Below are 5,491 nucleotides of genomic sequence, written 5' to 3' on the forward strand. Positions count from 1 at the left end.
AACAAAAATAGATTATTTTGTAAATCAACTTGGTTTTAAGATGGCGCAAATTATCAGCACTCAGATTGATAAATTAATCGGAAAAAGAATTCAATTAAAACGTAAAGAAAAAGGATGGTCTGCAGAAAAGATGGCAGAGCTACTAGATGTATCACAACAACAACTGTCGAGATATGAAAGAGGTGTAAACAAAATTAATGTAGCTCATTTGGTTGAAATTGCTAATCTTTTGCAAACTCCAATTGACTATTTTTTTGAAGACTGTATAAAGAAAGTGGATTATCAAGAAAACTCTTATGATGTAGCTTGGCAAAAACTGACTAATGAACAGAAAAGGGCAGTTTTAACACTTATCCAGACCTTGACCAAATAATGCTATTAAGTTGATCATAGAAACTGGATTAAGATTACCAATCACATGTCAAAACTCCAATCTTTCAAATATATTATTTTAGATTTGCAATACTCAAAACCCCTGTTGACAAAAGTAGTCAACAGGGGTTTTTAAAAGTCAAAACATCTTCTAGTTCTTAAACTTCACAGGTCGCTCGGCATTAGGGTAATGATGCTCATGCTCCACATCACACTCTTCGCCAACGGTGTTGCCTTTATCATCTTTTGGCTTCTCGATGTAGCCTGTGCGCTCTTCGACAGGTAGGTATTCATGCTCCCACACCATCACCGCCTGCATACAGGTCTGGCGCTGCTCATCTGTCAGTCGAACGCCGTTGTCCCATTTGCCCAGCTCAATGGCGGTGCGGAACTTGGCGACGATTTCTGGGTTTAGGCTATTTAGGATGTCTTCTTTATTCATCTTTGATCTCTTAGTGTTTTATTCACTCTTTAGGGCGAATTCTTCTGTGTATAGGTTCCAGTTTAGCTTGGTACGGCACGCTTCATAGAAGCTATAGCTTGGCGGATGTAACAGTAGCAAGGTCTTATCATGCTTGGCGATGAGTAGCGTCTGATCATTATCAAGCGGTGCTGATGCCTTACCATCTGCGCCCACCATAGGCTGTGTGCGATTGTCCTTGTGGATGTTGATGGCGATTTGACTACTGCCTGCCACCACCAAAGGACGGCTAGACAGCGTATGCGGATGCATCGGCACAAGACAGATGGCATCAATGGTCGGGTGAATGATAGGTCCACCTGCCGAGAGTGAATAAGCAGTCGATCCCGTCGGTGTCGCTACGATCAGACCATCAGCATGCTGACGATAGACGTCTGTGCCATTAATTTTTAATTGAAAATCAATGGTATGCACCGATTTACCAGCGTGTAGAACGATGTCATTTAATGCCACATCTTCATGGATAACCATGTCGGTCGGCTTGCCATCAGCGTCATTATTCACAATCTTGAATGTCAATAAAAACCGCTCCGCCAACCAATAATCCCCGTCCAACACCTGTGTGACGCGCTCGGTCAGCTCCTCTGGATTGACGTCCGCCAAGAAGCCAAGTCGCCCACGGTTCACGCCCAGCACAGGCACATCCGTACCCGCGAGCACACTCGCCGCCTGCAACATCGAACCATCACCACCAACCACGATGGCAAAATCGCAATGCTCGCCAATCTTTTGACGGGGAACGATCTTAAATTGATTACCATCTACCCTGTCAAAATCGATCTCAAGCCCTTCAATCGCGGCAGTCTCAGTATCGATGACGATGGACAAATCACGCTCATCAAGCAGAACAATGAGCTCATTTAGGGTTTCGACCACGCTTTTTTTGCCGGCACGTCCCATCAAGCCAATGCGCTGGAACTTGGGACGCTTTGGGTGATTATTCACAAAATTTGACATAAGAATCAATGCAAAAATAAAGCGTATAATATCAAAAAACCCCACATCAACACAACCTAAGTTTTTAGATATTATCAGCGCTCATGGCTTAGTGCATGAACGATAAGCCATTGATTAATGCTTGATTTTTCTAAAATCTGCCTTATAATCAGTGGAAGATTTTTATTTTTTATTAAGGACAAATTATGGCAAACCCTATCGTCAGTCGCACTGAGCTTGCGGTTGGTAGTGTTCCGATGACCGTTGGCGGCGTCGTCAAAAAAAGCGCGTTCTTATTGGCTTTGGCTGCTGTTTCAGGCTTTGGTGTGTTCTTCTATGCTTTGATGGGCGGCATCTCTGTTAGCATGCTGTATCCGCTTGCCTTGGTGGGTCTGTTTGCAGGCATGGGCTTAGGCTTGGTATCAGCGTTCAAGCCGCATCTTGCCAAGAGTCTAGCGGTACCTTATGCACTGTGTGAGGGCGTACTGCTTGGGGCGTTTAGCACCATCATGTTCCTAAGATACCCTAGTGTACCACTATCAGCGCTGTCAGCCACTTTCATCACCGCTGCCGTGATGCTGACCCTGTACAGCACAGGCATCGTAAAAGTTACTGAGAAATTCCGCTCGATCCTGACGTCTGCCATCATCGCCATCGGTATCTTATACCTTGTGCAGCTTGGCTTTAGACTGTTCGGCTCAAGCCTACCTCTATTGTTCGATGGCGGTATGGTTGCGATTGGCTTTAGCGTCTTTGTGGTGATCATCGCATCATTTAGCTTGTTGCTTGATTTTGATAATGTGGATAAAGGCGTTCAATACGGCGTGGCTCGTGAATTTGAATGGGTGTATAGCATCGGTATTCTATCAACACTGGTGTGGATGTATATCGAATTCCTGCGCTTAATCGGTTATCTACAAGACGACTGATTTACCAATGAATATGAATAAAAATATCGCACTCAACCGGTGCGATATTTTTATTTGTAATTAACCAACTGATCAGCGTTTTAGGCGCATGGCGTTCGCCACAACGAGCAAGCTCGATAAGCTCATGCCAATCGCTGCCAGCCAAGGCGGTACATACCCCAAGGCAGCAGGGATAAGCACCAAGCTATTATAGATGAGTGCCCAGCGTAAGTTTTGACGGATGATTTTTTGGGTCTGGGTGGACAGTTTGGTCGCTTGCGTCAGTGGCATGAGTCGCCCACCCAATAGCACACTGTCGGCAGATACCTGTGCCAGATCGGCCGCGCCTGCCATCGCTGTCGAGACATTCGCCGCCGACAGAACAGGCGCATCGTTAATCCCATCGCCCACCATGAGCACGGCATGGCCTGCCGCCTGTAGGTCTTTGATGTGCGCAACTTTACCCTCTGGCGTCAGACCAAAATACGCCTGCTCAATGCCCAGCTGCTTAGCCACTTCTAGCGCGTTTGGATTTGGGTCGCCGGTTAGCATGATTGGCGTGATGTTTTGTGATTTTAATTCATCAATCATCGCGCGAGCATCTTGGCGAATCGCATCATTAAAATAAAATCGCGCCACCATCTGCCACACCCCATCAACCTGACGTGACAACAATACCGACATGTTCGCCTGATGCGCGGGTAGATTCTCATGCAACTCATCAGCCAACACACCCGTTGGTAGGACAAATTTTTGATGCCCGATACGATAAGCAACCCCATCTATCCAGCCTTCCACACCCCCTGCCGTGTGGTGCGTGCTGTCTTTTACCTTAGGCAGATGAAGCCCATGAGCAGCGGTGAGTAGCGCCCACGCCACAGGATGCTTCGAGCCAATCTCAAGCGCGGCAGCGATTTTTAGAGATTCTGTCTTATCAATCACGCTCACCGTATCTAGCAAATTAGCCTGACCGAGTGTCAGCGTACCCGTCTTATCAAAACAAGCATAAGACACTTCTGATAACGTCTGAATGGTATGTCCGCGCGTCGCCAAAAATCCAAATCCTGCCAAGCGGTTGGTCGCCACGGTAAGTGCGATCGGCGTGGCAAGGCTTAGCGCACACGGGCAAGTCGCCACCAGCACCGCCACCGTCGCCCACAGCGCCTCGCTCTTATCCACAAACCACCATACCAAGAACACAAGGCATGATAAGACAAGCACGCGCGCCACGAACCAGCGCGCCATTTTGTCAGCATCTTGGGCGATTTTGGGCTTTTCACTCATGGCGCGATTCATGAGTCGATCGATGAGCGCGATTTGGCTGTTATCGATCTCCTTGGTGACGAGCATGACGAATGGCTGGCTGTCATTCTGAGCACCGCCGACCACCGCATCGCCTCGATGCTTGACGATCAAGTCGCTCTCACCGGTCAATAGACTCTGTGACACCGTGGCGCTTTGTGACAACAAGATACCATCAGCGACGATCTGACTGCCTGCATCAATGCGGATGATGTCACCCACCTTGACAGACTGCGCCAGAATCTTATCCTCATCATCCACGCTCTGCTCTAGGACGTTATCTAGGTGGTGGTGATTTTGCCACCATGATTGGATGATACTTGCTTTATTGTCAGCAGATAAACTTGTCACCAATGACGCATCTTGGGCGATTTTTTGTACCAAAATCGGCTCAATCACCACCAGATCTGATGCCATGTTTGATGCTTTTAGGCGGGCATTTTGTTCAATATAACGCCCCGCCAATAAGAAAAAGATAAACATCGACACCGAATCAAAATACGCCTCGCCCGTACCTGTTAATGTCGCATAGACACTGGCGCTAAAGGTGGTAATCAGCGCAATCGATACAGGCACATCCATGTTCACCTGACGTGCCTTGATGGCATTATAAGCCGACGTGAAGAACGGCACGCCTGCATAGAACATCACAGGAATGGTCACAAACATCGCCACATAACGCAAAAAATCTCGATGTTCGGTTAAGATGCCACTGTATTCACCAAAATACATCCCAATCGAGAACATCATCGCCTGCATTGCACCGAGTGCAGCGATGGCAAGACGGATGAGCATTTGCTTATTTTGGCGCTTCATCATCGCCTCATGCGTGTCTTGGCGATACGGCTTGGCATCATAGCCCACCGAATGCACCGCCTGTAGGATTTCGCCGATGTCGCACTGATTCTCATCCCAGTTTACACGCATTCTTTGTTGAGTGAGGTTCACTTGGCACGCACGCACGCCATCGATGACTCTTAGGCGGGTCTCAATAAGCCACGTACACGCCGAGCAGCGTAAGTTCGCCACTGATAATTCTGCGGTACTGCCGCCATCTTCTTGATAGACGAATTGCGCCTTGATGTCGTCATGATTATACGCATCAAAATTCATCGAATCAGGCAGGCTTGCGGTCGGACTGATCTCCCTGCGATCTAGATAATACTGCTCAAGCCCAGACTCCACGATACTTTGCGAAGCAAGCTTACAGCCTAGGCAGCACATCGGACGCGATTTATCAAAAATCACGGTATAAAATGGCTCTTTTGGCAGCACCTCTCCACAATGAAAGCACGCCCCTTCTGGTGGCAAAATGAGTGATTGCTCAATCTCATCCATCTTCGTATCGGCAGCAGTATTCATAATCAAACACTTTTTTAATTTGGCATAAACGCGTTATTATACCACTTTCATGCACTATCAGGCGCTTTGATTGAGAAATTTGCCAGTAACACGATGACAATACTCACGGTGTTTTTTCATCAATTTTCCA

At 47.4% G+C, this 5,491-nt stretch carries 5 protein-coding genes; 2 read left to right on the forward strand and 3 right to left on the reverse strand.

Annotation, left to right across the window (positions count from 1 at the left end):
- Positions 1–373, forward strand: a 373-nt coding sequence (locus GY683_RS00570) for a helix-turn-helix transcriptional regulator (RefSeq protein WP_297286901.1), incomplete at its 5' end; no start/stop codon positions are given.
- A 150-nt stretch (positions 374–523) separates the two neighbouring features.
- Here GY683_RS00570 and GY683_RS00575 read toward each other — a convergent pair.
- Both GY683_RS00575 and GY683_RS00580 read right to left on the reverse strand, forming a co-directional pair.
- The gene (locus GY683_RS00575; protein ID WP_112743917.1) at positions 524–814 is read right to left on the reverse strand and encodes a DUF1315 family protein; all 291 of its coding nucleotides are present in this window, start codon (positions 812–814) and stop codon (positions 524–526) included.
- An 18-nt stretch (positions 815–832) separates the two neighbouring features.
- The gene (locus GY683_RS00580; protein ID WP_297286902.1) at positions 833–1,810 is read right to left on the reverse strand and encodes an NAD(+) kinase; all 978 of its coding nucleotides are present in this window, start codon (positions 1,808–1,810) and stop codon (positions 833–835) included.
- A 185-nt stretch (positions 1,811–1,995) separates the two neighbouring features.
- On the opposite strand from GY683_RS00580, the gene GY683_RS00585 reads away from it, so the two are divergent.
- Entirely contained in the window at positions 1,996–2,718 is a 723-nt protein-coding gene (locus GY683_RS00585; RefSeq protein ID WP_112743916.1) for a Bax inhibitor-1/YccA family protein, read from the forward strand.
- Positions 2,719–2,790: 72 nt separating this feature from the next.
- On the opposite strand, the gene GY683_RS00590 is transcribed toward GY683_RS00585, so the two are convergent.
- Positions 2,791–5,361, reverse strand: coding sequence for a heavy metal translocating P-type ATPase (locus GY683_RS00590; RefSeq protein ID WP_297286903.1), 2,571 nt, complete (start codon positions 5,359–5,361; stop codon positions 2,791–2,793).
- Positions 5,362–5,491: the final 130 nt, after the last annotated feature.

The organism is Moraxella sp., assembly GCF_024227015.1.
Taxonomy (GTDB): domain Bacteria; phylum Pseudomonadota; class Gammaproteobacteria; order Pseudomonadales; family Moraxellaceae; genus Moraxella.